Source organism: Curvibacter fontanus, from assembly GCF_054780335.1.
In genome coordinates this window covers 47,487-71,861 of sequence record NZ_BAAGWN010000004.1, presented here as the reverse complement: position 1 = coordinate 71,861, position 24,375 = coordinate 47,487, and the positions used below count along the sequence as shown (strand labels likewise).

Here is a 24,375-nt window from a genome sequence, read left to right as displayed (position 1 = left end):
AATGTGGGGGCACCGGCCTCGCAGCCGCCTCCGGCCTCAGGTGGCGCTGGGGGCGTCGCCTTCGGCGCCGACTGCGAAATTCACCGCGCGGCCGGGGACGATGGTCGAGATGGCGTGCTTGTAGACCATCTGGGTCACGGTGTTGCGCAGCAGGACCACGTACTGATCGAAGGATTCGATCTGGCCCTGCAGCTTGATGCCGTTGACCAGGTAGATGGAGACCGGCACATGCTCGCGGCGCAGGGCGTTGAGGAAGGGGTCTTGCAGAAGCTGACCTTTGTTATTGCTCACGATATTCTCCGTGTTCAAAAGAGTAGTAAGGAAGTCGTCACCATACCACAGCAGCCTGGTGCCCGCTTGACAAGCGGGGTTAACCCCCGGTAAAGCGTCCGGACTCTCAGCTCTGATTAGCTGTCTTCCTTGTCGGCGTAGGGATTGCTCGAGGTCTTGAACTCGATGCGCATGGGCGTGCCCACCAGGTCGAACTCCTTGCGGAACCAGCCTTCGAGGAAACGCTTGTAGGAATCCGGCACGTGTTCCAGCGAGTTGCCGTGGATCACGATCACCGGCGGGTTCATGCCGCCCTGGTGCGCATAACGCATCTTGGGGCGGAACATGCCGGCGCGCTGGGGGCTCTGGAATTGCACGGCCTGCTGCAGCAGGCGCGTGAGCACCGGGGTGGACATCTTGCAGGCGGCGGCCTTGTAGGCCTGGGCGACGGAGGTCCACAGCGGACCCAGGCCCTGGCGCTTCTTGGCCGAGATGAAGTGCATATTGGCGAACTTCAGGAAGGCCAGCCTTGTCTCGATGGAACGCTGCAGGGTCTGGCGCTGGTAGTCGTCCGTCGCATCCCACTTGTTGACGGCCAGCACCACGGCGCGCCCGCTCTCCAGGATGTAGCCGGCGATGTGGGCGTCCTGGTCGGTCACGCCCTGGGTGGCGTCAAGCAGCAGCAGCACGACGTTGGCCGACTCGATGGCCTGCAGGGTCTTGACCACGGAGAACTTCTCGATCGCCTCGAAGACCTTGCCCTTGCGGCGCAGGCCGGCGGTGTCGATCAGCTCGAACTTCTGGCCATTGCGCTCGAAAGGCACGCTGATCGCGTCGCGCGTGGTGCCCGGCAGGTCGAAGGCCACCAGGCGCTCCTCGCCCAGCCAGGTGTTGATCAGCGTCGATTTGCCCACGTTGGGGCGGCCGGCCACGGCCAGCTTGATGACGCCGGGCGTCTCTTCCTCTTCGGCCTCTTCCTCGTCGGACAGGTTCAGCGGCGCCAGCGCCAGATCGACCAGCGAGCGTATGCCCTGCCCGTGCGCGGCCGACACCGGGTACACCTCGCCCAGGCCCAGTTCGTAGAACTCGGCCAGCCGGGTGCCATCGGTCATGCCCTCGGCCTTGTTGGCGACCAGCACGCAGGGCAAGCCCTGCCGACGCAGGTAGTTCGCAATGTCATGGTCCTGCGCCGACAGGCCGCCGCGCGCATCGACCACGAAGATCACCACGTCGGCCTCGGCCACGGCCTGGCGTGTCTGCTTGGCCATCTCCTTGTAGATGCCGTCCTCGGCCGTGGGCTCGAAACCGCCGGTGTCGATGACGATGTACTCGTGCTTGCCCTGCTTGCCGTTGCCGTAGTGGCGGTCGCGCGTGAGGCCGGCGAAGTCGGCCACGATGGCGTCGCGTGTTTTGGTCAGCCGGTTGAACAGCGTGGATTTGCCGACATTGGGGCGGCCCACCAGGGCCAGGACGGGTTTCATGGCGGGCTTTCTGGATTATTCAGGGCGCAGGCCCAGCACACGGCCGGCGCGCGTGACCACGACCACGGTGCTGCCCACCAGCACCGGCGTGGCGGCGATGGGGGTGCCGTCGGTCTCGATACGGGTCTGCAGGGCGCCATCCTGGCGCGCGAGGAAGTGCAGACGGCCGGCGTCGTCACCGACCACCAGGGCCGGCCCCAGCAGCAGTGGCGAGCTCAGCTTGCGGTAACGCAGCTGGTTCGTGCTCCAGGCGCGTTCACCGTCCTTGGGCCGCCAGGCCACCACGGTGCCGTCGAATTCCACGCCCAGCAAGAGGGAGGCGTCCCCGCTCAGGCCGGAAGCGCCGGCCGCCGGTTTGCTCCAGACCAGCGCGCCACGCGCCGCATCGACGCAGCCCAGCGCCGCCTGGAAGGCGCGCGTGCAGACCACCGAACCCTGGCGCGCCACACCGGCCACCAGATCGACCAGACGTTCCACGTCATTGGTGCCGCGCGGCGTGGCGATGGGCACTTCCCAGCGCGGAGTGCCGTTGAGCGGGTTCAGGCCCGCGAGGCGGCCCGCGAGGCCCACCACCAGGGTGTCGTCCACGGGGATCAGCACGCCAGGCTGGCGCAGCACCAGGGCTTCGCCGCTGCGCGTCTGGTGCCACAGGCGCCGGCCGCTCTGGCCGTCATAGGCGGAGACGCTGCGGTCCGCGCCCAGCACAAAAACACGGGCGCCGGCCACCAGCGGCGCGGTGTAGGACGGCGCATTGAGGCGTTGGCGCCAGAGTTCGCGCCCCTCCTGCAGGGCCACCAGTTCGTTTTCCGTCGTCACCACCGCCGCCATGCGGCCGTCATGCCCGACACCGGCGTTCAGCGGCGTGCCCACCTCGGCCCGCCACTGCACTTCACCGGTACGGCCATCGAGCAGGCTGACCTGGCCTGCGCTGGACGCCACGCCCACCGTGTTGCCCGCCACCTGCAGCACCAGCGGAAACTCGACCTTGTCGATCTCGAGGCTCCAGACCTGGCGCATGCCCAGCAGCTTGGGATCGGGCGGCAACGGCGCCGGCTCGGGGCGGTTCGGTGCGCTGGAACAGGCCAGCAGCAAGGCCGTCAGGGCCAGGGCCCCTGCGCCACGCCAGGCGCGCAGCAGGAGCGGACGGGACAGGATCACTTCTTCTCCCCGGACGCAGCAGGCGCCAGGCCCAGGGACGCCAGCTTGACGTCGACCACATTGCGGTAGCTGCTGCCGGCCTCCAGGCCGGCCCAGGCCTTCTGGTATTCGGCAGCGGCCTCGGTCTTTTTGCCCTGGGCCAGGTAGACGTCGCCACGGCGGTCGGCCGCCAGCGCGGCGAACTCGGCCGGGAAACTGCCGGAGAGTTGCTTGAGGGCCTCGTCGTAGGACTTGGCGTCGAGCAGCAGGCCGGCCAGGCGCAGGCGCGCCACGGCCTTGTAGCCTTCGTCCCCCGAAGCTTCGGCCACCCAGGAGAGGGCGGCACGGGCCGCGTCGTTGCGGCCGGCCGAAGCATGCACGGCGGCGGTCAGCAGCGCAGCCTGTTGCGCCTGCGCGGTGCCGGCGAACTTGTCTTTCATGTCGGCCAGGGCGCGGTCCAGGCGCGTGGCGTCGCCGCTGGCGGCGATGCGCTCCACCTCTTCGTAGAGGGCCGTGGCCTGCACGGCCTGCTTGCGCTGCCAGTACTGCCAGCCGTTCCAGCCGGCGTAGACCGCCAGCAGCATGATCAGGCCCCAGCTGATGAGGCCGCCGTACTGTTTCCAGAATTGCTTGAGCTGGTCAAGCTGCTCTTGTTCTTCGAGGTCGAGGTGTGCCATGTGCTTTCTTCAGATCAGGTGCGGAGATCAAGTGCGGGATTGTAGGCGGGGGGCCCAGTCGGCCGCCTGCGCCAGGGGATGGCTGGTCTGCACGCCCGCACCGTCGCGCAAGGCCTTGACGGTGACTTCGCCACGTGCGAGCTCGTCGGCGCCGAAGATCAGCGCGTAGGACGCGCCGCTGGCGTCGGCCCTCTTGAATTGCGACTTCATGCTGCCCATGCCTTCGCCCGAACCCGCATGCATCTGCACCTTGAGGCCGGCGGCACGCAGGGCCTGCAGCACGGGCATGACCTGGGGCAATCCCGCGGCATCCGGAAGGATGGCGTAGGCATCTGGCACGGGCAAGGGCGACTCGGCGCCCTGCTCTTTCAGCAGCTCCAGCACGCGCTCCACCCCCAGGGCCCAGCCCACGGCGGGTGAGGGCTTGCCGCCGATCTGCTCGATCAGGTAGTCGTAACGGCCACCGCCGCAGATGGTGCCCTGCGAGCCCAGGCGCGTGGTGATGAACTCGAAGACCGTGAGGTTGTAGTAGTCCATGCCGCGCACCAGGCGCGGGTTGATGGTGTAGGCCACGCCACTGGCGTCCAGGATGGCACGCACCTGCTGGAAGTGGGCCAGCGAGGCCTCCCCCAGGAAGTCGATCAGCTTGGGCGCCGCTTCAGCCATGGCCTGCATGGCCGGGTTCTTGGTGTCCAGGATGCGCAGCGGGTTGCTGTGCAGGCGGCGCTTCGCGTCCTCGTCGAGCTGCTCGGCGTGCTGTTCGAAATACTGGATCAGCGCCGCGCGGTGTTGCTTGCGCTCCTCGGGCTGGCCCAGGCTGTTGAGCTCCAGGCGCACATCGCTCAGGCCCAGCACCTTCCACAGCGCATCGGCCAGCAGGATCATCTCGGCATCGACTTCGGCGCCGGCAAAACCCAGGGCCTCGGCGCCGATCTGGTGGAACTGGCGGTAACGGCCGCGCTGCGGGCGCTCGTGGCGGAACATGGGGCCCATGTAGTACAGGCGCTTGCCACCTTCGTAGAGCAGGTTGTGCTCGACCACGGCGCGCACCACACCGGCCGTGCACTCGGGGCGCAGGGTGAGCTGCTCGCCGTTGAGCCGGTCCTCGAAGGAGTACATCTCTTTCTCGACGATGTCGGTCACCTCGCCCAGGCCGCGCACGAACAGCGGCGTGGGCTCGACGATGGGGGTGCGGATGTTGCGGTAGGCAAAACGCGCCATCAGCGCGCGCACCTGTTCCTCGAACCACTCCCAGCGCGCCGAATCCGGTGGCAGGATGTCGTTCATGCCTTTGACGGCGTTCAGTTTTTCAGCCATGGATGACGAAATGATTTCGCGCTGACGCGCTTCAATGACGAAATGAAGGTTGGAGAAAATGCGCGGTCATTCCGTCATGGCCGGCGCAGCCGCCGTCATTTCGCCATGACCGCCGAAGCGCCGGGCGATGTAGTCTTCGACGATCTTCTGGAATTCCTGGGCGATGCCCTCGCCGCGCAGCGTCAGGCGCTTCTCACCGTCGATGAAGACCGGCGCGGCCGGCGCTTCGCCGGTGCCCGGCAGGCTGATGCCGATGTCGGCGTGTTTGCTCTCGCCCGGGCCGTTGACGATGCAGCCCATGACGGCCACCTTGAGTGCCTCGACCCCCGGGTACTGCTTGCGCCAGACGGGCATCTGCATCCGCAGGAAGTCGTCGATCTGCTTGGCCAGTTCCTGGAAGGTGGTGCTGGTGGTGCGCCCGCAACCCGGGCAGGCCGTGACGCTGGGCACGAAGATGCGCAGGCCCAGGGCCTGCAGGATCTCGTTGGCGATCACCACCTCCTGCGTGCGCGACTCGCCCGGCTGCGGCGTCAGCGAGACACGGATGGTGTCACCTATGCCTTCCTGCAGCAGGATGGACAGGGCCGTGGCCGAGGCCACCGTGCCCTTGGTGGCCATGCCGGCCTCGGTCAGGCCCAGGTGCAGGGGGTAGTCGCAACGCCGGGCAAGCTCGCGGTAGACGGAGATCAGGTCCTGCACGCCAGAGACCTTGCAGGACAGCAGGATCTGCTCGGCCGGCATGCCCAGCTCCTGCGCGAAACGCGCGGAATCGATGGCGGAGGTGATGAGCGCCTCGTACATCACGGCCTTGGCGTCCCAGGGTCGGGCGCGGCGGCTGTTCTCGTCCATGAGGCCGGCCAGCAGTTCCTGGTCCAGGCTGCCCCAGTTCACACCGATGCGCACGGGCTTGCTCCACTTGAGCGCGGCCGCTATCATCTGGCCGAACTGGCGGTCGCGTTTGTCACCCTTGCCCACGTTGCCGGGGTTGATGCGGTACTTGGACAGGGTCTCGGCGCAGGCCGGGTACTGGCTCAGCAGGGTGTGACCGTTGTAATGGAAGTCGCCGACCAGGGGCACGGCGATGCCCATGCGGTCGAGCTGCTCGCGGATGTGCGGCACGGCCTGGGCCGCCTCGGGCGTGTTGACCGTGATGCGCACCAGTTCGGAGCCGGCCTGGGCCAGTTCCTTGACCTGGATGGCGGTGCCGATGACGTCCACCGTGTCGGTGTTGGTCATGGACTGCACACGCACGGGCGCGTCGCCGCCCACGGTCACGACGTTGTCGCCCCAGACCACCCGGGCCTGGCGTGTACGCCGCGCACGCGGCGCAGCTTGATCGATGGCACCCGCTGCTTGCTGCACTATTTCACCTCGAATCGGGCCACGCCGCCGCGGGTCACCTCGTCCAGCGGGAAAGGCTTGCCGCGCACCAGCACCTCGGTCACGTCGGCGCGGCCGATGGTCACGGTCAGCGGCAGCGGACCGGAAGCACCCACAGGCTCACCGGGCTCCACCAGGCGGCTGAGCTGGATGGCGCCCTTGCCGTCGGTCACCTCGATCCAGGAAGGCCCGCTGGTCTTGAAGATCACGACACCCGAGCTCGCCAGCCGTTTGCGCACGGCCAGCACCTCGGGCGAAACGGCGACAGCTGGCGCAGGGGTGGCCGCAGGCGGCGTTTCAGGACGCGCAACAGGTTCCGGGTCCTTGCTGGTTTTGGCTGCTGCGGCAGCAGGCTGGACCGCGGCTGGAGCCACCGGGGCCTTGCCCGGGGCCGGCGTTGCCACCACCGGTGCCGGGACCGGCTCCGCCGTCTCGGCCGCCGCCGGGGCACGGGTCACGATGGCGCCGATCTCGGCGCGCTGCTCGGTGGAGGGAAAGAAGATCAGGACCAGGGCACCCAGCAGCACGGCCAGCGCGGCCAGCACCATGGGGCGCGAGAGGCGGTCCAGGAAAGGTGTCCTGGCCACGTCACCCGGCGTATGGAAAGGCGTGTTCAGGCCGGGCTCGTCGTAATCCAGGCGCGGCACCTTGGACTGCGGCAACTGGGCCAGCACGGGCGCCGCGTCGATCTTGAGTGCGCGGCAGACGCTGGAAGCCAGGGCCCGCACGAAAACCGCATCGGGCAGGAGATCGAGGCGGTCGGCCTCCAGAGTCTCCAGCTTCTTGACCGACACCTTGAGGGCCAGGGCCAGCGCCGGCAGCTCCACGTTGGCAGCCTCGCGCGCCTGGCGCAGCAGCTGGCCGGCGGTGGTCTGCGGCGGCGCAACGGCCGGTTCGGCCACGGGCGTATCTGGCACAGGCGCGCTGCTGCCGGCTGGCTCGTCACTCATTGAATGCTCCCCGCTCAAAAGAACTCAGTTCACGTGATCTCGGATAACGACCGCGCAGTTGGGTCACCAGCTGATCGCGCGCCACGCGGTTGCCGATGCGCTGCTCGACCTTGATGCCCAGCCAGAGCGTCTCGGCATTGGCCAGTTCGCTGTTGTTGATGCGCCGGATGTAGAACTGGGCACGCGCCGCGTCGCCGCGCTGGTACAGCAGCAGGGCCAGGTTGTAGCCCGTCACCGGGTTGCCGGCATCGAGCTCGTAGGACTTGTTCAGGCTGAACTCGGCATCGTTGAACTGGCGGGCCTGCATCTGGCACAGGCCCTTGGTCAGCCAGGTCTTGGCCCGGCCGCCATAGGTCGGATTGGCCAGGGCCTGCGTGTAGGTCTGCACCGCCTCGGTGTACTTGCCCTGCTGGCACTGCATCCAGCCGTAGTTGTGCAGCACATTGGCATCGTTCGGGCTGATGGCCAGGGCCCGGCGGAAACTCTCTTCGGCCAGGCGCATGTCATTGAGGCGCAGATAGATCAGGCCGCGCAGGTTGTAGGCATCGGGGAAGTCGGGGTCGATGAGGAGCGACTGCTTGACCTCGTCCAGCGCCACCGTGGTCTGGCCCTGCTCGAAATAACCGCTGGCCAGTTGCAGACGGGTGCGGGCGCGTTTGCGGATCACCGGTTCGTCGGAATCGGTGACGATGTCCTGGTTGGCCACCGGCCCCCCTGCACAGCCGGGCAGGCCGGTCAGCGCGACCAGCGCCAGGCAGGCTGCGAGCAGCCACCGACGGCCAGGGCCGCACATCGCATCGGTCACTTTCATGCCTCAAACCTCCTTGGATTGGCTTTGCAGGGACTGCATGGGTTGCAGCAGCTTGCGCTGGCGCGCCATGCGCTCCTCCACCCCGGTGCGGTCCTTGACGTCGCCGGCCAGCTGGCCGCAGGCGGCGTCAATGTCGTCGCCGCGCGTCTTGCGCACAGTCGTGACGATACCAGCATCCAGCAGGATCTTGGCGAAGGCCTGGACGCGTTCAGCCGGCGAGCGCTTGAGCCCGGAGGCCGGGAAGGGATTGAAGGGAATGAGGTTGAACTTGCACCAGACCCCGCCCGTGGCGTGCCGGCGCACCAGCTCGACCAGCTGACGCGCGTGTTCGGGCTGGTCGTTCACGCCGTCGAGCATGCAGTACTCGAAGGTGATGAAGTCGCGCGGGGCATGGGCCAGGTAGCGGTCGCAGGTCTCCAGCAGCTCGGCGATGGGGTACTTGCGGTTCAGCGGCACCAGGTTGTCGCGCAACTCGTCGTTGGGCGCGTGCAGCGAGACGGCCAGCGCCACCGGACAGTCCTGCGCCAGGCGGTCCATCATGGGCACGACGCCCGAGGTGGAGACCGTGAGGCGGCGGCGCGACAGGCCGTAGCCGTGGTCGTCCAGCATCACGCGCAGCGCGGGGATCAGCTCGTTGTAGTTCTGCAGCGGCTCGCCCATGCCCATCATGACCACATTGGTGATGACGCGGTCACCGCGATTCAGGTGCTGGCGCAGGAAGTGCTCGGCGAACCAGAGCTGGGCGACGATCTCGCCGGCGCTCAGGTTGCGGCTGAAGCCCTGGTGGCCCGTGGAGCAGAAACGGCAGCCCACGGCGCAGCCGGCCTGGGAGGACACGCACAAAGTGCCGCGATCGTCCTCGGGGATAAAAACGGATTCGACGGCGTTGCCGTCACCGACGTTGAACAGCCACTTGATGGTGCCGTCGGCGGAGATCTGCTGGGAGATGACCTCCAGGCCCTGGATGCGCGCCGTGGTGGCGAGCTTCTCGCGCAGGGACTTGGCCAGATCGCTCATCTGGTCGAAGCTGGAGGCGCCCTTCTGGTGGATCCAGCGGAACAGCTGGGTGGCGCGAAAGCGTTTTTCACCCAGCCGCTCGCAAAAGGCGGCCAAACCGTCGAGGTCGAAGTCGAGCAGGTTGGCCGTCATAACATCGTGACATCCGCCTTTCAGCGGCTGTGGATGTTCATGCCGGCGAAGAAGAAGGCAATCTCCACGGCGGCGGTTTCGGGGGCGTCGGAGCCGTGCACGGCATTGGCGTCGATGCTGTCGGCGAAGTCCGCGCGGATGGTGCCCTTGTCGGCCTTCTTGGGATCGGTGGCGCCCATCAGGTCACGGTTCTTCAGGATGGCGTTTTCGCCTTCGAGCACCTGGAGCATCACGGGGCCGGAGATCATGAACTCGACCAGGTCCTTGAAGAAGGGGCGGGCCTTGTGCACGGCGTAGAAGGCCTCGGCTTCGGCGCGCGACAGATGGGCCATGCGGGCGGCGATGACCTTCAGGCCGGCGCCTTCGAAACGGGCGTAGATCTGGCCGATGACGTTCTTGGCAACGGCGTCGGGCTTGATGATGGAGAAGGTGCGCTGGATGGCCATGTGAGTTCCTGGGTCTGTTTATGAAATGGGTTTCTGCCCCACCATGGGCAAAGCCCGGTATTTTAACCGGTGTCAGTGACACTCTGGGTACCGAGGCGATCCGCCCCGGCCTGGGCACGCCGGTCGAACGCTTTCAGCGCCCGCCGCCACGGCCGCCGCGACGCGGTCCACCGTTGCCACCACCGCCCCCATTGCCGCGGCGCGGCTCCTGACGCTGGCGCGTGAAACTGTCGGCGCCGATGTAACCGAAGGAGGTTTTCATCGGATCGGGCTGACCGTCACCGCCGCCCTGGCGCGGATTGCGGTCCTTGTTGCGCCCCTGTTGCTGGCCCTGGCCGCCGCTCTTGCGCGGGCCGCCGGACTTGTCGCCCATCGGGCCGCCGGAGCCACGCGGTCCCGGCCCCTGCGCACCGCCGCCACGGCGCCGGTTGCGCCCGCCCGCGGGTTTGCCCTGGGCCGGAGGGCGTTCGCCGCCCTCCCCCGTGGCGCTTTCGGCGCCGCCGCCCGGGCGGCGCTCGGCCGCACGCATGAGGCCTCGGATATCGCCCTCGTCCAGCTCCATCCAGGCGCCACGCTTCAAGCCGCGCGGCAGCACCATGGCGCCGTAACGGATGCGGATCAGGCGGCTCACGGCGTGACCCACGGCTTCGAGCATGCGGCGCACCTCGCGGTTGCGGCCTTCGGAAATCGTCACGCGGTACCAGCAGTTGCTGCCTTCGCCACCGCCCTCTTCGATGCTGCCGAACTGGGCCGTGCCGTCCTCGAGCTGCACGCCCTCGAGCAGGCGCTTCTTTTCCTCGCTGCTCAGCGCGCCCAGCACACGCACCGCGTACTCGCGCTCCAGGCCGAAACGCGGGTGCATGAGCTTGTTGGCCAGGTCGCCGGAGCTGGTGAACAGCAGCAGGCCCTCGGTGTTGAGGTCCAGGCGGCCGACCGACTGCCACTTGCCCTGGTGCAGCTTGGGCAGCTTGCGGAAGACCGTGGGCCGATTCTGCGGGTCGTCGTGCGTGACGACCTCGCCCACCGGCTTGTGATAGGCGATGACACGCGGCGGCGGCGGGTCGATGCGCACCCGGATGGCTTTGCCATTGACCTTGATCTGGTCACCGAACTGGATGCGCTGGCCGATGTGGGCCGGCTCGTTGTTGACCGAGATGCGCCCCTCCATGATGAGCTGCTCCATCTCCAGGCGCGAACCCATGCCGGCCTGGGCCAGCACCTTGTGCAGCTTGGGGGTTTCGGCCTGTGGCGCCAGCACGCGCTTGGCGGACACATCGGCCTCGGGCGCCTCTTCCTCGGCATCGAATTCACCGGAGACCACGGCCGCAAAATCGACCGCCTGGGGCGGCTGATGGGGTTTGCGCGCTGCCGGCTTGGCGAACTCATCGCCTTCGTCGTCCTCGTCTGGATCGATAGCCTCGACCAGTTGGACCGGCACAGGCGCTTGTGCGTCGCTGTCGGGCTTGGGCGGCGTCACGCCAGGCGTCGGTTCGGTCATGGTTGACTTCCGGTCAGGGCAAAGGGGGTGTCGCTGCCCGACTCGGCAAGGGGCTCGGCCAAGGGCAGCTCGGGCGTATCGCCCTCGGGGGACAGGGGCAATTCGTTGAGAACCTCCAGCAGACCCGCCTGCTGGGCCGGGCCGTCCATGAGCGGCAGCTGATCCAGCGAGGCCAGGCCCAGGTCGTCCAGGAAATGCTTTGTGGTGGCGTAGAGGCCCGGGCGGCCCGGGGCCTCGCGGTGGCCGATGACCTCGATCCAGCCGCGGTCTTCCAGCTGCTTGATGATCAGCGAGCTGATGGTGACGCCGCGGATGTCTTCCATGTCGCCGCGCGTGACCGGCTGGCGGTAGGCAATGATGGCCAGGGTTTCGAGCGTGGCGCGCGAATACCGCGGCGGTTTCTCGGGGTGCAGGCGGTCCAGGTACTCGCGCATCTCGGGGCGGCTCTGGAAACGCCAGCCGGTGGCCACACAGACCAGCTCGACGCCGCGTCCGGTCCATTCCTGCTGCAATTCTTCAAGCAATTGCTTGATCGTGTCCACACCCAGGCTGTCGTCGAACAGCACACGCATGTCGCGCACCTGCAGCGGCTGCTGCGCGCAGATCAGCGCTGTTTCCAGGATACGCTTGGCTTCCGTCGTATTCATGTCTCTTCGAATCCGGGCTGTGCCTCGGTCCGAGGCAGGATGAGAGGGGTCTTTAGGAGAATCGGCCTGCGGATCATCACGATCCCGGACCATGGGCACCCGCCAACGGGCGGGGCCGGGGCACGTTCTTCACAGAACGTCCTGCCGGGCATTGTAGCCCACGCCCCAGGCCACCAGACCCTGGCGGAAATCCTCGGGCGGCAGGGCCTGGAAGACCAGTTCACGCCCGCTGACGGGGTGGGTAAAAGCCAGGCGCCAGGCGTGCAGGGCCTGGCGCGACAGGCCGGCCGCCGGCGCCCCGCCGTACAGGGTGTCGGCCAGCAGGGGATGGCCGATCGACGCGGCATGCACGCGGATCTGGTGCGTGCGCCCGGTGTGCAGGGTGCAGCGCAGCCAGCAGCCCTGCTCGGTGTTGTGCAGGAGCTCGAAGGTGGTCTTGGCCGGCTTGCCCGACTGGCGCAGCAGGTCCACCACGGCCATGCGCAGGCGGTTGCGCGGGTCGCGCCCGATGGCGGCTTCCACCTCGCGCCGCGCCGGGCCGCTCCAGGGCTGGTGGGCCAGGGCCAGGTACTGGCGTCTGACCGAGCGCTCCGCGATCAGCTTGACCAGCGCGTCCATGGCGGCGCGCGTGCGCGCCACCACCATCAGGCCGCTGGTGTCCTTGTCCAGGCGGTGCACGATGCCCGCGCGCGGCAGCTGCGCGGCCCGGGCGTCGTGCGCCAGCAGACCGTTGAGCAGGGTGCCGCGCCAGTTCCCCGGCGCCGGGTGCACCACCAGGCCGGCCGGTTTGTTGAGCACCAGCAGGTGCTCGTCCTCGTGCACGATGTCCAGCGCCATGGCCTCGGGCAGGAAGGCCTGGCTCTGGGGCGTGGGGCGCAATTCGATCTGGCCCTGCTCCCCCGCGCGCACCTTGTGCGCCGGCTTGCGCAGGATCAGCCCGCCCTGGGTCACGGCGCCGGCCTCGATCAGCTGCTGCAGATAACTGCGCGAGAACTCGGGCACCAGCTCGCTCAGGGCACGGTCCAGGCGCAAACCATGCTGGTCCACCCCGATGGCCCAGGGCCGCAGCTCGACCTCGGAAGCCCCTTCGGCCGCCTCGTCAAAGTCCTCGCTCACGGGGTCGGTCGATATAATTGATTCTTGATGTTTCAACGAGTAAGCCTCTGATGCCCAGCGCCAAATTATCGGTCGTCTCCGTCCTGCTCCTGGCCGCCGCTGCGCTGCTGGCCGGCTGCTCCACCAAGCCGGTCGATCCGACCGCCAAGATGACGCCCGAAGAGATCCTCGTGGAAGCACGCGAGGAAGCCTTCAACCTCCAGTACAGCAAGGCCATCGGGCTCTTCGAAAAACTCGAAGGCCGCGCCGCCGGCACGCCGCTGGCGCAACAGGCCCAGCTCGAAAAGGCCTACGCCCACTTCAAGAACGAGGAACCGGCCCAGGCCATCGCGACGCTGGACCGTTTCATGCGCCTGCACCCGGCCAGCCCTGCACTGGACTATGCGCTCTACTTCAAGGGCGTGGTGAACTTCAACGAGAACCTGGGCCTGTTCTCGTCGCTGACGCGCCAGGACCTGGCCGAACGCGACCAGCAGGCCGCCAAGGAGTCCTTCGCCTCCTTCAAGGAACTCGTCACCCGTTTCCCCGACTCGCGCTACGCGCCCGACGCGCGCGCGCGCATGACCCACATCGTCAACTCGCTGGCCAAGTACGAAGTTCACGTGGCGCGTTACTACCACAGCCGCGGCGCCTACCTGGCGGCCATCAACCGCGCCCAGCAGGCCATCAGCGACTACCGCGATGCACCGGCGCTGGAAGAGGCCCTCTACATCCTCGTGCAGTCCTACGACGCCTTGCAACTGCCCCAGCTGCGCGACGACGCACGCCGTGTGCTGCAGACCAACTTCCCGCAGAGCCGCTATGTCGGTGGCAGCGGCATCGAGGACACCACCACCACGGTCAGACAGGGTCCGTGGTGGAAGCTGTGGTGAGCTCCAGCAAGCGCTGATCGAGTTCGGCCTCACTGGCCAGCCGCCGCATCGGCGGCAGCGCCGCCATCAGCCGGCGGCCATACCCCATGCTGGCCAGGCGCGTGTCGCAGATCAGCAGCAGGCCCTGGTCAGAAATGCGCCGGATCAGCCGCCCCGCCCCCTGCTTGAGCGCCACCGCGGCCTCCGGCACGTGGTAGTCGTTGAAGGGGCTGCGTCCGGCCGCTTCCAGGCGACGGCTGCGTGCCTGCACCAGCGGGTCGCCCGGCGGCGGAAAAGGCAGCTTGTCGATCACCACCAGTTGCAGCGCCTCACCGGGGATGTCCACGCCCTCCCAGAAGGAGGCCGAGGCCACCAGCACACAACCGGGCTGGCCGGGCAGCACCCCCTCGCGAAAACGGTCCAGCAACTCGCGCTTCGGTCTTTGCCCCTGGCTCAGCACCTGCAGATTGCTCTCGGTCGGCAGCAGCTGCGGCAGGCGTTCGCTGATGCTGCGCAGCGCGCGCAGCGTGGTGGTCAGCACCAGGGTGCGCCCGCCCAGCACCGGGGCCAGGCGCGCCACCAGGGCCGCCACCTCCTCGCTGTGGCGCGCATCGTTGGGCTTGGACAGCTGGCGCGGCACATAGACGGCGGCCTGGCGCGCGTAGTCGAAGGGGCTGTCCACGCGCAGCACGCGGGCCTCGCCCAGGCCACAGGGTTCGGTGAACCAGCTCAGGCGATCGTCGTCGCCCAGCGTGGCCGAGGTGAAGATCCAGCTGCGGTTGGCCGTCTCGCCTTCGCGCGGCGCCAGCAGCCGCGTCTGCACTGCTTCGGCAATGTCCAGCGGCGACTCCACCAGACGCAGTTGTTGCGACACCTCCAGCCAGCGCACCGCCTCGGGCGCGCGCTCGGCCTGGAAGAATTCAGCCAAGGCCGCCAGGGCCCGGGCCCGCTCGGCCAGGCGCATGAAGTCCGGCCCCAGTTCGTCCATGTGCTCCAGCGCTGCGCGCGCCTCGCCGCAAGCGCGCTGCAGCGCCGCGAGGGCCAGGCCCCAGGCATCCGTGTCGATGCGCTCGGGCGCGGTGCCGTCCCAGGCATGGCGGCTGCCGCCGGCCGGCGCCCGGCCGGCGCACAGGCGCAGGTCACGCGCGGCACGCTCCACCGCCCCGGTCAGCTGCTGCCAGTCGGCCAGGCCCCGCGCCTGCTGCAGGCCGCAGGCCAGCAGGTCGCGGCAGAAGTCCAGCACCTGGGCGGTGGAGAGCTGGCGGCCCAGGAACTGCACGCCGGTCTCGTTGAGGGTGTGCGCCTCGTCGAAGATCACCGTGCTCGCGCTGGGCAACAGCTCGGCCATGCCCGATTCGCGTACCGCGAGGTCGGCGAAGAACAGGTGGTGGTTGATCACCACCACGTCGGCCGCCAGGGCCTCGCGCCGCGCCAGGTTCACATGGCAGTCGCGGTAGCGCGGGCAGTTGCTGCCCAGGCAGTTGTCGCGGGTGGAAGTCACCAGCGGGATCACCGGCGAGCGCTCGTCCAGGCCCGGCAGCTCGGACAGGTCGCCGCTGCGCGTCTGCTGGGCCCAGCGCTCCACGCGGGCCAGGGCATAGGCGGCCTGCGGCGCGGCCACGGCGCCTTCCTGCCGGGCCCCTTCCATGCGGTGCAGGCAGAGGTAGCTGCCACGCCCCTTGAGCAGGGCCGTGCGCAGGGGCAGGCCCAGGGCCTCGGTCAGGCGCGGCAGATCGCGGCTGTAGAGCTGGTCTTGCAGGGTCTTGGTGGCGGTGGACAGCAGCACACGTTCGCCGCTGAGCAGGGCCGGCACCAGGTAGGCGTAGGTCTTGCCCACGCCGGTGCCGGCCTCGGCCACCAGCACGCTGCGCTCGGCGATGGCCTCGGCCACGGCCAGGGCCATGTCGGTCTGGCCGCTGCGGGGGTGGAATTCGTCCACGGTGCGCGCCAGCACGCCCTCGGGCGCGAAGGCCGCGCGCACGGCGTCAAGCAGGTTCATCGGGCGTGAGCTGATGTTCGAGGCGGGCGATCTCGTCGCGCAGGGCAAGGCGCCGCTTCTTGAGACGCCGCATCATCAGCTCGTCGATCTCGGGGGCATGGCTCATGCGGTCCAGCAGGGCGTCGAGGTCGGCGTGCTCCATGCGCAGCTCGATCAGGCGGCGCTGCGGCGAATGCAGATTGGAATCCAAAAAATCAGGCCCCGGTAGGAAAACGGCCAAAGCGGGAATACTTGTCAACCCGTCCATGGCTTATGCTTTGATAATACGACTTTCATCCAGCCCTCGCGGGCCGGATCCAGGGGACCCAGCGGAAACAAAACCATGAGCAAAGGCTACCGACTCACTGCAGCGACCGGCATCCACAAGGGCGATCGCGAATACCAGCAGGACCAGGTGGCGGTTTTCACCCACCCGCGTCACATCGGCTGCATGCTGGCCGTGGTGGCCGACGGCATGGGCGGGCGCAGCGGCGGGCGCAAGGCCTCCGACCAGGTCATGCTGACCGCCAAGCAGCTGTTCGAGCGCTACGCCCCCGAGACCGATGATGCCGCCGCCATATTGTCCCAGATGGTGCAAGAGGCGCACATCGTCATCAAGCTGACCGCCATCTCCGCTGAACAGGAACCACACAGCACCCTGGCGGCCTTCCTGATCAACCCGTCCGGCGACTGCCACTGGATCCATGCCGGCGATTCGCGCATCTACCACTTCCACGCCAACCAGATCGTGCGCCGCACCCTGGACCATTCCTATGTGCAGACCCTGGTCAACCGCGGGGAACTGACCGAAGAGGAGGCCGCCGTGCACCCGCAGTCCAACATTCTCATGGGCTGCCTGGGCACCGAGAGCGACCCGCCCCAGGAAACCCACTTCATCCCGCAGCTCAAGCCGGGCGACACCCTCATGGCCTGCAGCGACGGTGTCTGGCACTACTTCAGCAACGATGAGCTGGGCTCGGTGCTCTCCAGCCTCTCTGCGCGTGAAGCCTCGGAGTTCCTGATCGAGAAGGCGCGCTCACGCGCCGGCGGCGGCGGCGACAACCTGTCGCTGGTCATCGTCAAGATCGAACCGTTGAGCGACAACAAGCGCTGAGCGTACGCTCAGGGCGGCACCGGCAGCGGCCGGCTGGTGCGCGACGCTTTTTCCGACTGGGCGCGTTCGCGCTCCTGCTGGCGTTCCCTGGCGCGCTGCTGCTTTTCCTCGTAGGCCTGTTGCAAGCGTGCGCGCTCGGCCGCCGCTGCGGCGGCACTGCCTGGGGCCGAGGCCGGGCGAGCGGGCGCGGAAGCAGAAGCCGCGGGGCCGGGAGCCGTGGCCTGGGCCGCCTGCTTCTGCCGCGCGCGGCGTTGCCGCTCCTCGAATTCCTTCTGCGCGGCCGCCCGCTCCTCGGCGGCCTGCTCGCTGGCGCGCTGGGCGGCCCGCTCGTCGGTGCGGCGCAGCTGCTCGGCAGCCACCGCGGCACGGCGCTCGTCGTTGAGGATGATATCCTGGCGGCGCAGTTCCTCCAGGCTGACGCGGCGGCGCTTGCGCACCTCGCTCAGGCAGTCGTTCACGGCAAAGCGCTGGTAGCAGTCCGCCTCTTCCTGGCCATAACGCTCCAGGGCCTGGCGACGCTCGGTCTCGATGCGCACGCGTTCACGCGCGGCCATCTCCGGGTCGTAAGAAGCCGACTGCTGGGCGCAGGCCAGGACCACGGCGCCCAGACCGGCCAGCAGGATCAGGAAACGTTTCATGTCAGGCGGGTGTCGACCACACGACGTTCCGATTCGAGGAACTCGCGCGACTGCATTTCATTGAGTCGTGACACTGTACGCGGAAATTCGTGCACCAGGGGCCCTTCGGTGTAGAGCGCCTCGGGCGACACGGCGGCCGACAGGATGAGCTTGACGCGCCGGTCGTACAGCACGTCCACCAGCCAGGTGAAACGCCGCGCTTCGGAGGCCATGCGCACCGGCATATAGGGCACGTCGCTCAGGAACACGGTGTGGAACTGGGTGGCGATTTCCAGGTAGTCGTTCTGCGAGCGCGGGCCGCCGCACAGGCTGCGGAAGTCGAACCACACCACACCACCGGCCTTGCGCCGGGCATGGATCTGGCGCGCCTCGATGTGCAGCACCGGGTCTTCGTCATGCGCTTCTGCCAGGCGGTCGAAAGCCTGCGACATGGCGGCATCGGCCTCCGGCCCCAGGGGGGTGTGGTACATCCGCACCTGCTCCATGGTGCGGCGGCGGTAGTCGGTGCCGTTGTCCACATTGACCAGCTCCATCTGCTGGTTCAGCAGGGCGATGGCCGGCAGGATGCGCTCGCGATGCAGGCCATTGGGGTAGAGATCGTCCGGCTTGAAGTTGGACGTGGCCACCAGGCCCACGCCGTTCCTGGCCAGTGCCGCCAGCAGGCGGTGCAGGATCATGGCGTCGGTGATGTCGGCGACATGGAACTCGTCGAAGCAGATCAGCTTGTACTTGTCGGCCATGCGCTCGGCCAGCGCGTCCAGCGGGTTGACCGTGCCCTGCAGATCGGCCAGCTCGCGGTGCACCTCGCGCATGAACTCGTGAAAGTGCAGGCGCGTCTTGCGCACCAGGGGCACGGCGTTGAAAAAACAGTCCATCAGGAAGCTCTTGCCCCGCCCCACCCCGCCGTACAGGTACACCCCCTTGGGGATGTCAGGATGGTTGAGCAGCTTCTTGATCGCGTTGGAGCGCTTGACCTTGTACTCGGCCCACTCGACAGCGCAATGCTCCAGCGCCTCCACGGCGCGCAACTGCGCAGGGTCACTCGCGTAACCCCGCGCTTTCAGTTCCGCTTCGTAAGCCGCGCGTACCGATGCCAAGCCGTGGTACCTGTACGCTTCAGAAATTCAGCGTGCGCTTGTCCACGGCCAGCGCGGCTTCCTTGGTCGCCTCGCTGAGGGACGGGTGCGCATGGCAGATGCGCGCGATGTCCTCGGCACTGGCCTTGAACTCCATGGCCACCACGGCCTCGGAGATCAGCTCGCTGGCCATGGGGCCCACGATGTGCACACCCAGGATCTCGTCGGTCTTGGCGTCGGCCAGGAACTTGACCATGCCCGTCGTGTCGCCCAGCGCGCGTGCGCGGCCGTTGGCCAGGAAGGGGAAGGTGCCGGCCTTGTAGGCCACACCGTCGGCCTTGAGCTGCTGCTCGGTACGGCCCACCCAGGCGATCTCGGGGCTGGTGTAGATGACCCAGGGGATGGTGTTGAAGTTCACGTGCCCGTGCTGGCCGGCGATGCGCTCGGCCACGGCCACCCCCTCTTCCTCCGCCTTGTGCGCCAGCATCGGGCCGCGCACCACGTCACCCACGGCCCACACGCCCGGCAGGCTGGTGCGGCAGTTGTCGTCCACCACGATGGCGCCACGTTCGTCCAGCTTCAGGCCCACGGCCTCGGCGTTCAGGCCGATGGTGTTGGGCACACGGCCGATGGAGACGATGAGTTTGTCCACGTCCAGCGCCTGGGCCTCGCCCTTGGCATTGGCGTAGGCGATGCTCACGCCCTTCTTGCCGTTCTTGATCTCGCCGACCTTCACGCCCAGCTCGATCTTCAGGCCCTGCTTGTCGAAAGCCTTCTTGGCCTCCTTGGCGATCTGCTCGTCCACCGCGCCCAGGAAAGTCGGCAGGCCTTCGAGGATGGTGACTTCAGCCCCCAGACGGCGCCAGACCGAGCCCATCTCCAGGCCGATCACGCCCGAGCCGATCAGGCCCAGCTTCTTCGGGACCGCGCCGATGCGCAGCGCACCGTCGTTGGACAGGACATTGACCTCATCGAAAGGCGTACCCGGCAGCGCGCGGGCGTTGGAGCCCGTGGCCACGATGACCTGCCTGGCCACCAGGGTCTCCTCGGCCGCGCCGCTGACCTTCAGTTCATAACCGCCATCCACCGCCTTCACAAAGGAAGCCAGACCGTGGAAGAAGGCCACCTTGTTCTTCTTGAACAGGTAGAGGATGCCATCGTTGTTCTGCTTGACCACGGTGTCCTTGCGGCCCAGCATCTTGCTCACGTCCATCTTGACGTCGCTGGCCGTGATGCCGTGATCGGCAAAGTGCTTGTTGGCGTGCTCGAAGTGCTCGGACGACTGCAGCAGCGCCTTGGACGGGATGCAGCCCACGTTGGTGCAGGTGCCGCCGGGCGCGGGGCCACCCTTCTCGTTCTTCCAGGCGTCGATGCACGCCACGTTCATGCCCAGCTGGGCCGCGCGGATGGCGGCGATGTAGCCACCAGGGCCGCCGCCGATGACGACCACGTCGAATTGTTTGCTCATAGTGTTCCTCTCTTTTGTTCCCTCCCCCGCTGGGGGAGGGGTAGGGTGGGGGCTCGTGCACCGGCCACATAGCTGGCGATGCCCCCACCCCTGCCCTCCCCCAGCGGGGGAGGGAGTTAGACGTCAAATATCAAACAGCAGACGAGCGGGGTCTTCCAGCGCTTCCTTCATGGCCACCAGGCCCAGCACGGCTTCACGGCCGTCGATGATGCGGTGGTCGTAGCTCATGGCCAGGTAGTTGATCGGGCGGACCACGATCTGCCCGTTCTCGACCACGGCGCGGTCCTTGGTGGCGTGCACGCCCAGGATGGCCGACTGCGGCGGGTTGATGATGGGGGTGGACAGCATGGAGCCGAACACGCCGCCGTTGGAGATCGAGAAGGTGCCGCCGGTCATCTCCTCGATGCCCAGCTTGCCGTCACGCGCCTTGGCGCCGTACTCGGCGATCTTCTTCTCGATGTCGGCAAAGCTCATCTGGTCGGCGTTGCGCAGGATGGGCACCACCAGGCCGCGCGGCGAACCCACGGCGATACCGATGTCGAAGTAGCCGTGGTAGACGATGTCGTTGCCGTCCACCGAGGCATTGAGCACCGGGTACTTCTTCAAGGCGTGCACGGCCGCCTTCACGAAGAAGGACATGAAGCCGATCTTGACGCCGTGTTCCTTCTCGAACTTCTCCTGGAAGCGCTTGCGCATCTCCATCACCGGGGCCATGTTGACCTCGTTGAAAGTGGTCAGGATGGCGTTGGTCGACTGCGACTGCAGCAGACGCTCGGCCACACGGGCGCGCAGGCGCGTCATGGGCACGCGCTGCTCGGGGCGCTCGCCCAGGTGCGGCGCGCTCGGGGCAGCCACCTGCGGCAGAGCCTTGGTCGGCGCGCCGGTGGGAATGGCAGCGGGTGCCGGCTTGGCCACGGCGGCCAGCACATCACCCTTGGTCACGCGGCCGTCCTTGCCGGTGCCCGGCACGGAACCGGCGGCCAGGCTGTTGTCGGCCATGAGCTTGGCGGCGGCGGGCATGGCCACGCCGGCCCTGGAGGCCGACACGGCGGCAGCGGGCGCCGTCACAACTGCAGGCGCAGCGGCAGCCGCCGGAGCCGCCGCACTGGCCTTGCCATCGGTGTCGATACGGGCGATGACCTGGCCGGCCACCACGGTGCCGCCGTCACCGACCACGATCTCGGCCAGCACGCCGGCCGACGGGGCCGGCACTTCCAGCACGACCTTGTCGGTCTCGATGTCGATCAGGATCTCGTCGGCGGCCACCAGCTCGCCGGGCTTCTTCTTCCATTGCAGCATGGTGGCCTCCGCCACCGATTCGGACAGCTGCGGGACCTTGACTTCTACGATAGCCATTGGGTATTCCTTGTTTTGCGTTGTTCAGTCGAATGACGAAATGACCGCGCTATGCGCTGATGACGGAATGACATTTCATTCCGTCATTCCGTCTTTTCGTCATTGCTTGGGTTACTTGGTCAGCACGAATCCCTTGAGCTTGGCGAAGGCCGCTTCCACCAGGGCCTTCTGCTGCTCCTGGTGCAGATGGGCATAACCCACCGCCGGCGAGGCCGAGGCCGCGCGTCCGGCATAGCCCAGCTTCTGGCCTTCGAGCATGTTCTCGTGGATGTAGTGCTGCACGAAGAACCAGGCGCCCTGGTTCTGCGGCTCGTCCTGGCACCACACGATGTCGGTGGCGTTCGGGTACTTCCTGAGCTCGGCGGCGAAGACCTTGTGCGGGAAGGGATAGAGCTGCTCGACGCGCAGGATGGCGGTGTCGTCCAGGCCCTTCTCCTCGCGCTTCTTGACCAGGTCGTAATAGACCTTGCCGGAGCAGGCGATCACGCGCTTGACCTTCTCGTCCTTGATGACCTTCTGTTCGCCCAGCACGGTCTGGAAACCGCCCTTGGTGAACTCCGACAGCGGCGACGTCGCGTCCTTGTTGCGCAGCAAGGACTTGGGCGTCATGATGATCAGCGGCTTGCGCAGGTTGCGGATCATCTGGCGGCGCAGCACGTGGAAGATCTGGCTGGCCGTGGTCGGCTGCACGATCTGCATGTTCGTGTCGGCAGCCAGCTGCATGAAGCGCTCGAGGCGGGCCGAGCTGTGCTCGGGGCCCTGGCCTTCATAACCGTGCGGCAGCATCAGCGTGATGCCGTTGACACGGCCCCACTTCACCTCGCCCGAGGCGATGAACTGGTCGATGACCACCTGCGCGCCGTTGGCGAAGTCGCCGAACTGGGCTTCCCAGACCACCAGGGTGTTGGGGTCGTTGGAAGCGTAGCCGTACTCGAAGCCCAGCACCGCCTCTTCGGACAGGATGGAGTCGATCACGACAAAGGGCGCCTGGCCCTCGCTCACGTTCTCCAGCGGCACATAGGTGCCCACGTCCCACTTCTCACGGTTCTGGTCATGGATGACGGCGTGGCGGTGCGTGAAGGTGCCACGACCGCAGTCCTCGCCCGACAGGCGCACCGGGTAGCCGCTGGCCACCAGCGAAGCCAGGGCCATGTGCTCGCCCATGCCCCAGTCCACCGGAATCTCGCCGCGGCCCATGGCGGCGCGGTCGTCATAGACTTTTTTCACCAGCTGGTGCGGCGTGACCGTCTGGGGAATGGTGGTGATCTTGTCAGCCAGGCGTTTCCACTCGGTCAGCGGAATGGCGGTCTCGGCGGCGTCCGTCCACTTCTTGCTCAGGTAGGGCGACCAGTCCACCGCAAACTTGCTCTTGAAGTTCGTCAGCACCGGGTCCACCGTGTGACGGCCGGCGTCCATGGCGGCGCGGTAGGCCTTGACCATCTCGTCCGGGCCCTCGCCCGTGAGCACGCCCTGGGTGACGAGCTTGTCGCCGTAGAGCTTGCGCGTGCCGGGATGGGCGGCGATCTTCTTGTACATCAGCGGCTGGGTCAGGCTGGGCGTGTCCTGCTCGTTGTGGCCCAGCTTGCGGAAGCAGGTGATGTCCACCACCACGTCCTGGCGGAACTCCATGCGGAACTCCAGCGCCAGCTGCGTGGCCAGCACCACGGCCTCGGGATCGTCGCCGTTGACGTGCAGCACCGGGGCCTCGACCATCTTGACGATGTCGGTGCAGTACACGGTGGAGCGCATGTCGCGCGGGTCGGAGGTGGTGAAACCGATCTGGTTGTTGATGATGATGTGCACCGTGCCGCCCGTGGAGTACCCACGGGTCTGGGCCAGCGCCAGGGTTTCCTGGTTCACGCCCTGGCCACCGAAAGCGGCGTCGCCGTGCACCAGCACCGGCAGCACCTGCTTGCCCTGCGGGTCACCACGACGGTCCATGCGGGCGCGCACCGAGCCCTCGACCACCGGGTTCACGATCTCCAGGTGCGAGGGATTGAAGGCCAGGCTCAGGTGCACCGGGCCACCGGGGGTGGTGACGTCGGAGCTGAAGCCCTGGTGGTATTTCACGTCACCGGCCGGCAGCTCTTCCGGGGCGGTATGGTCGAACTCGGCGAACAGGTCCGCGGGCATCTTGCCCATGGAGTTCACCAGCACGTTGAGGCGGCCGCGGTGGGCCATGCCGATCACGATCTCCTGCACGCCCTTGACGCCGGCGAGCTGGATCAGCTCGTCCATGGCGGCGATGAAGCTCTCGCCGCCTTCGAGCGAGAAACGCTTCTGGCCGACGTACTTGGTATGCAGGAAACGCTCCAGGCCCTCGGCTGCGGTCAGACGGTCCAGAATCAGCTTTTTCTTTTCAGCGCCGTAGTTCGGCTTGCTGCGGATGCTCTCCAGCTTCTGCTGCCACCAGCGCTTCTGGGTCTGGTCGGTGGTGTGCATGAACTCGGCGCCCAGGGTGCCGCAGTAGGTCTCGCGCAGCGCATTGAGCAGCTCGCGCAGGGACATGCTGTCCTTGCCGAAGAAGGTGTTGCTGGTGTTGAACACCGTTTCCTGGTCGGCGTCGGCAAAGCCGTAGAAGGAGGGCTCGAGCTCGGGAATCGCGGGGCGCTCGGTGCGCTTGAGCGGGTCCAGATCGGCCCAGCGCTGGCCCACGTTGCGGTAGGCGGCAATCAGCTGCTGCACGGCCGTGCGCTTGCGACCCATCTCGGAGTCGGCGCCGGTGGCCATGACGACCTGGGTCACGCCCTGCTTGGCACGCTCGGCAAAAGCGTTGACGACCGGCAGATGGGGAATGTCCTTGGCGTTCGTGCCGTCGACGGCGGGCACGTGCTGCAGGGCGTCGAAGTAATCGCGCCAGTTGTCGGGAACGCTGCCGGGGTTGGCGAGGTAGTTCTCGTACATCTCTTCGACGTACGGAGCATTGCCCCCGAACAGATAGGTGTTGTCGCTGTACGCCTGGTAGACGGACGCGAACCTGGATCCCTGAGATTGGGATTCGCTCATATGCGCTGA

22 protein-coding genes are annotated in these 24,375 nt (G+C 67.4%); 2 read left to right on the top strand and 20 right to left on the bottom strand.

All coding sequences use genetic code 11. From position 1 onward, the window contains the following. Window positions 1-36: 36 nt before the first annotated feature. The 13 genes from hfq to ACYVH8_RS01925 all read right to left on the bottom strand — a co-directional run bounded on the left by hfq (window position 37) and on the right by ACYVH8_RS01925 (window position 12,915). On the bottom strand, window positions 37-291 hold the full coding sequence (hfq, locus tag ACYVH8_RS01985) for an RNA chaperone Hfq (protein ID WP_460487201.1): 255 nt from the start codon (window positions 289-291) through the stop codon (window positions 37-39). Between the two features lie 116 nt (window positions 292-407). Further along, a complete protein-coding gene (gene der, locus ACYVH8_RS01980) occupies window positions 408-1,751 on the bottom strand; it encodes a ribosome biogenesis GTPase Der (RefSeq protein ID WP_460487200.1) in 1,344 nt (447 codons plus the stop codon). 15 nt (window positions 1,752-1,766) lie between these two features. Further along, window positions 1,767-2,909, bottom strand: a complete 1,143-nt coding sequence (gene bamB / locus ACYVH8_RS01975; protein WP_460487199.1) for an outer membrane protein assembly factor BamB — start codon at window positions 2,907-2,909, stop codon at window positions 1,767-1,769. After that, window positions 2,906-3,565 carry a YfgM family protein gene (locus tag ACYVH8_RS01970; RefSeq protein ID WP_460487198.1) on the bottom strand — a complete coding sequence of 220 codons (660 nt, stop codon included), beginning with the start codon at window positions 3,563-3,565 and terminating at the stop codon, window positions 2,906-2,908. Before ACYVH8_RS01970 ends, bamB begins: the two co-directional genes overlap by 4 nt. A gap of 27 nt (window positions 3,566-3,592) precedes the next feature. Then, window positions 3,593-4,882: a histidine--tRNA ligase gene (gene hisS / locus ACYVH8_RS01965; protein ID WP_460487197.1), complete on the bottom strand. Its 1,290-nt coding sequence runs from the start codon at window positions 4,880-4,882 to the stop codon at window positions 3,593-3,595. A gap of 66 nt (window positions 4,883-4,948) precedes the next feature. Continuing rightward, the gene (gene ispG / locus ACYVH8_RS01960; protein WP_460487196.1) at window positions 4,949-6,244 is read right to left on the bottom strand and encodes a flavodoxin-dependent (E)-4-hydroxy-3-methylbut-2-enyl-diphosphate synthase; all 1,296 of its coding nucleotides are present in this window, start codon (window positions 6,242-6,244) and stop codon (window positions 4,949-4,951) included. Beyond that, window positions 6,244-7,212 carry a helix-turn-helix domain-containing protein gene (locus ACYVH8_RS01955; protein ID WP_460487195.1) on the bottom strand — a complete coding sequence of 323 codons (969 nt, stop codon included), beginning with the start codon at window positions 7,210-7,212 and terminating at the stop codon, window positions 6,244-6,246. The genes ispG and ACYVH8_RS01955 overlap by 1 nt, the downstream gene beginning before the upstream one ends. Beyond that, window positions 7,205-8,023 (bottom strand): type IV pilus biogenesis/stability protein PilW, encoded by an 819-nt coding sequence (pilW, locus tag ACYVH8_RS01950; RefSeq protein WP_460487194.1) that lies wholly within the window; start codon window positions 8,021-8,023, stop codon window positions 7,205-7,207. The genes ACYVH8_RS01955 and pilW overlap by 8 nt, the downstream gene beginning before the upstream one ends. A gap of 3 nt (window positions 8,024-8,026) precedes the next feature. After that, on the bottom strand, window positions 8,027-9,172 hold the full coding sequence (rlmN, locus tag ACYVH8_RS01945) for a dual-specificity RNA methyltransferase RlmN (RefSeq protein WP_460487193.1): 1,146 nt from the start codon (window positions 9,170-9,172) through the stop codon (window positions 8,027-8,029). A gap of 20 nt (window positions 9,173-9,192) precedes the next feature. Further along, complete coding sequence (gene ndk / locus ACYVH8_RS01940; RefSeq protein ID WP_460487192.1) at window positions 9,193-9,618, bottom strand: nucleoside-diphosphate kinase; 426 nt, start codon at window positions 9,616-9,618, stop codon at window positions 9,193-9,195. A gap of 133 nt (window positions 9,619-9,751) precedes the next feature. Then, window positions 9,752-11,116: a pseudouridine synthase gene (locus tag ACYVH8_RS01935; RefSeq protein WP_460487191.1), complete on the bottom strand. Its 1,365-nt coding sequence runs from the start codon at window positions 11,114-11,116 to the stop codon at window positions 9,752-9,754. After that, a complete protein-coding gene (gene scpB, locus ACYVH8_RS01930; RefSeq protein ID WP_460487190.1) occupies window positions 11,113-11,763 on the bottom strand; it encodes an SMC-Scp complex subunit ScpB in 651 nt (216 codons plus the stop codon). Before scpB ends, ACYVH8_RS01935 begins: the two co-directional genes overlap by 4 nt. A 129-nt stretch (window positions 11,764-11,892) precedes the next feature. Then, window positions 11,893-12,915, bottom strand: a complete 1,023-nt coding sequence (locus tag ACYVH8_RS01925; RefSeq protein ID WP_460487189.1) for an RluA family pseudouridine synthase — start codon at window positions 12,913-12,915, stop codon at window positions 11,893-11,895. Window positions 12,916-12,929: 14 nt separating this feature from the next. On the opposite strand from ACYVH8_RS01925, the gene ACYVH8_RS01920 reads away from it, so the two are divergent. Then, window positions 12,930-13,751, top strand: coding sequence for an outer membrane protein assembly factor BamD (locus ACYVH8_RS01920; protein ID WP_460487188.1), 822 nt, complete (start codon window positions 12,930-12,932; stop codon window positions 13,749-13,751). On the opposite strand, the gene ACYVH8_RS01915 is transcribed toward ACYVH8_RS01920, so the two are convergent. Then, window positions 13,720-15,729: an ATP-dependent DNA helicase gene (locus ACYVH8_RS01915; RefSeq protein ID WP_460487187.1), complete on the bottom strand. Its 2,010-nt coding sequence runs from the start codon at window positions 15,727-15,729 to the stop codon at window positions 13,720-13,722. The two genes, ACYVH8_RS01920 and ACYVH8_RS01915, sit on opposite strands and share 32 nt — an antisense overlap. Beyond that, a complete protein-coding gene (locus ACYVH8_RS01910; RefSeq protein ID WP_460487186.1) occupies window positions 15,716-15,919 on the bottom strand; it encodes a YdcH family protein in 204 nt (67 codons plus the stop codon). Before ACYVH8_RS01910 ends, ACYVH8_RS01915 begins: the two co-directional genes overlap by 14 nt. Window positions 15,920-16,051: 132 nt before the next feature. On the opposite strand from ACYVH8_RS01910, the gene ACYVH8_RS01905 reads away from it, so the two are divergent. Beyond that, window positions 16,052-16,822 (top strand): PP2C family protein-serine/threonine phosphatase, encoded by a 771-nt coding sequence (locus ACYVH8_RS01905; RefSeq protein ID WP_460487185.1) that lies wholly within the window; start codon window positions 16,052-16,054, stop codon window positions 16,820-16,822. An 8-nt stretch (window positions 16,823-16,830) separates the two neighbouring features. Here the strand turns inward: ACYVH8_RS01905 and ACYVH8_RS01900 are convergent, their stop codons facing one another. The 5 genes from ACYVH8_RS01900 to ACYVH8_RS01880 form a co-directional block, all read right to left on the bottom strand. Next, window positions 16,831-17,460, bottom strand: a complete 630-nt coding sequence (locus ACYVH8_RS01900; protein ID WP_460487184.1) for a hypothetical protein — start codon at window positions 17,458-17,460, stop codon at window positions 16,831-16,833. Beyond that, window positions 17,457-18,557, bottom strand: a complete 1,101-nt coding sequence (zapE, locus tag ACYVH8_RS01895; RefSeq protein ID WP_460487183.1) for a cell division protein ZapE — start codon at window positions 18,555-18,557, stop codon at window positions 17,457-17,459. Before zapE ends, ACYVH8_RS01900 begins: the two co-directional genes overlap by 4 nt. Window positions 18,558-18,576: 19 nt before the next feature. Continuing rightward, window positions 18,577-20,004, bottom strand: coding sequence for a dihydrolipoyl dehydrogenase (gene lpdA, locus ACYVH8_RS01890; protein ID WP_460487182.1), 1,428 nt, complete (start codon window positions 20,002-20,004; stop codon window positions 18,577-18,579). 123 nt (window positions 20,005-20,127) lie between these two features. Next, entirely contained in the window at window positions 20,128-21,360 is a 1,233-nt protein-coding gene (gene odhB, locus ACYVH8_RS01885; RefSeq protein WP_460487181.1) for a 2-oxoglutarate dehydrogenase complex dihydrolipoyllysine-residue succinyltransferase, read from the bottom strand. A gap of 111 nt (window positions 21,361-21,471) precedes the next feature. Continuing rightward, the gene (locus ACYVH8_RS01880) at window positions 21,472-24,366 is read right to left on the bottom strand and encodes a 2-oxoglutarate dehydrogenase E1 component (protein ID WP_460487180.1); all 2,895 of its coding nucleotides are present in this window, start codon (window positions 24,364-24,366) and stop codon (window positions 21,472-21,474) included. Window positions 24,367-24,375 lie beyond the last annotated feature (9 nt).